Raw genomic sequence first — 2,591 nt, 5'->3', positions numbered from 1 at the left:
CGTGCTCACCCATGCGGTCGGCGGGAAGCGGACGCCCGCGTTCCTGCCGGACACCTCGGTGGCCGTGAGCGGCGGCCGGGTGTGCGCGCAGGTGGATCCCGATCCGGGCCGCGCCTGTCTGCCGCCCGAAGGGACCGCCGTCTCCCCGCACTTCGCCATGTGGCAGACCGCGCGGGAGCCCGGCCGCCACGCGGTCGCGATGCGCTGGTCGAAGCCGGGCACCGCGGTGAAGATGCGTCCCGCCCGGCCGGTCTCCGTGGCGGGTGCCGAGTCGCTGGCACTGAGGGTGATCGTGCCGCCCAACACCACCGGCACCCGACTGGACGTCGCTCTCACCGACACCAGGGGCCGACGGGCGACATTGGGCGGGGTCCGGATCGACGGGCTGCCGGGCAGCGACCGGACCGCGTCGTACTGGGGGCGGGAGATCCGCGTACCGCTGTCGGCCGCCGTGCGGAGCAAAGTGGACCTGAAGCGGGTGAAGACCCTGGAACTGACTCCGCGCAGCAAGTCGGGGCAGGCCTGGCTGGTCGACGCATGGGGCTGGCGCCCCGGTACGCCCGCAGTCCGGGCGGCCTCGCTGCCGCGAGTGGACATCGGCAGTCTGACGGTCGAGGAGGGTGACTCCGGGGTCCGGACCTACCGTGTTCCGGTTCGGGTCTCCGGGCACGGCAGCGGCCGGGTCCGGCTGTTCGTCACCGAGCCGGGCACGGACGGGGACGGCCACCGGACGGTGACGGTGCGTCGGGGCAGCCATGACAACGATGTGCGGGTCGAGGTGCGGGGCAACACCCGCTTCGGCTACGACATCACGCACAGCGTGTCCGTCAAGGCGGTTCGCGGCGCGGTCGTCGGCTCCCACCTCGGCGGTCTGACCGTGAAGAACGACGATCCGATGCCCACGGTCGAGGTGAAGCCGGTCGCGGACCAGGTCACCGAGGGGCAGAGCCTGCGCTGGCGGATCTCGCTCTCCGAGGTCGCCGATGTCGACATGGGCTCCGTCGGTTTCGACATCCTGCCGGTCGAGCAGGGGGCGGAGCTGTCCACCCTGGACATCGACGGGTCATGGCTGCGGGACACGTTCGGGGAGTCACCGAACCCGGCCCGGCCGCTGTCCAAGGTGGTGGAGACGCCGTATCTGCCGGTCAGTGTGCCCGCCGGTGAGCTGAGCACCGAGGTGACCGTGCCCACGGTCACCGACGGGCTGAAGGAGCCGGAGGAATCCCTGCGGTTGCGGATGATCACCTACGACGAGTCCTGGGAGCCGCTGGAGGGGCCGGTGTTCACCGGCACGGTGCGCGACGCGTCGTGACCCGGGACACCCGCGCGTGATCTGAGGACGCGGCACCGGCCCCGCGAGGGATCCGGTGCCACTTCGCGACCGGCGGAGCGTGCGCAGCGGTCCGGTGTGATGCCCGGACCGCTGCGCTACGGCAGCCGCCAGTCGACCGCCTGGGCCCCCTGGCGCAGCAGGAGTTCATTGGTGCGGCTGAAGGGGCGCGAGCCGAAGAAGCCGCGGTCCGCCGACATGGGCGAGGGGTGCGCGGACTCGATCGCCGGGAAACCGTCGAGGAACGGCCGCAGGTTGCGGGCGTCCCGCCCCCACAGCACGGACACCAGCGGCTTGCCGCGTGCGGCCAGGGCCCGGATGGCCTGTTCGGTCACTTCCTCCCAGCCCTTGCCGCGGTGCGCGCCCGGTTTGCGGGGCGCCGTGGTGAGTGCCCTGTTCAGCAGCAGTACGCCCTGCCGCGTCCAGGGCGTCAGGTCGCCGTTCGACGGACGCGGAAGCCCCAGGTCCGTGTGCAGTTCCCGGAAGATGTTCTCCAGGCTTCCGGGCACCTGAGGTACTTCGGGGGCCACGGAGAAGCTCAGCCCCATCGCCATTCCGGGCGTCGGATAGGGGTCCTGACCGACGATCAGGACGCGTACGTCGTCGAAGGGCTGCTGGAACGCGCGCAGCACGTTCGCTCCGGCCGGCAGATAGGTGCGTCCCGCCGCCACCTCCGCACGCAGGAAATCACCCATCGCGGCGATGCGTCCGGCCACGGGGGCGAGGGCCTCGGCCCAGCCGGGCTCGACTACTTCATTCAACGGTCGTGGTGCCACGAAACGTCACTCTACCGGCGTACACGGTGCGCCCCGACCCCGAACTCCCACTCCCCCGGCCGGGGCTCGCGGTACTGGGGATAGGCTGCGGCCGTCATTCCCCTTCCTTCCTGGAGCCGGTCCATGAACTCACCGAGTCGATCGCCGGAAAGCACCGGCGCTCGTGTGTGTCCGGGCGAGGCGACGGCCGCGCCGGGGCCGTATGTGCTCGGCGTGGACTCGGGCGGTTCGGGGCTGCGCGTGGCGCTGGGCGCCGTCGGCACGTCCGCCCCGGTGGCGACGACGGTCTGCGACGGTCCGGTGCGTACCGGACCGGCCGGGATCGACGCGGGCCATCTGCTGGAACAGCTGCTGCCCGCCGCCGGCCGGTTGCTGGAGCAATGTGGCGGCGAGGACGGCTCCGGAATCGACGCCGTGGCGATCGGCGCCGCCGGCATGGCGACGCTCGGCGGACAGCTGCGCGCGGAGCTGCCGTCGGCGCTGGC

Annotated in this window: 1 protein-coding gene and 2 pseudogenes; 2 read left to right on the top strand and 1 reads right to left on the bottom strand. The window is 72.2% G+C overall.

All coding sequences use genetic code 11. The annotated features are described in order from the left end of the window. Positions 1–1,312 (top strand): annotated as a pseudogene (locus tag ABZY11_RS43900) (hypothetical protein); the annotation flags it as partial. A 116-nt stretch (positions 1,313–1,428) separates the two neighbouring features. Here ABZY11_RS43900 and ABZY11_RS43895 read toward each other — a convergent pair. Beyond that, positions 1,429–2,106, bottom strand: coding sequence for a uracil-DNA glycosylase (locus tag ABZY11_RS43895; RefSeq protein WP_356484535.1), 678 nt, complete (start codon positions 2,104–2,106; stop codon positions 1,429–1,431). Positions 2,107–2,229: 123 nt separating this feature from the next. Between ABZY11_RS43895 and ABZY11_RS43890 the strand changes: the two are divergent. Further along, positions 2,230–2,591 (top strand): annotated as a pseudogene (locus ABZY11_RS43890) (hypothetical protein); the annotation flags it as partial.

It is taken from the genome of Streptomyces sp. NPDC006510 (assembly GCF_040611955.1).
GTDB lineage: Bacteria > Actinomycetota > Actinomycetes > Streptomycetales > Streptomycetaceae > Streptomyces.
The sequence above is the reverse complement of the archived record's forward strand: the minus strand, read 5'-3'. Positions and strand labels throughout refer to the sequence as shown.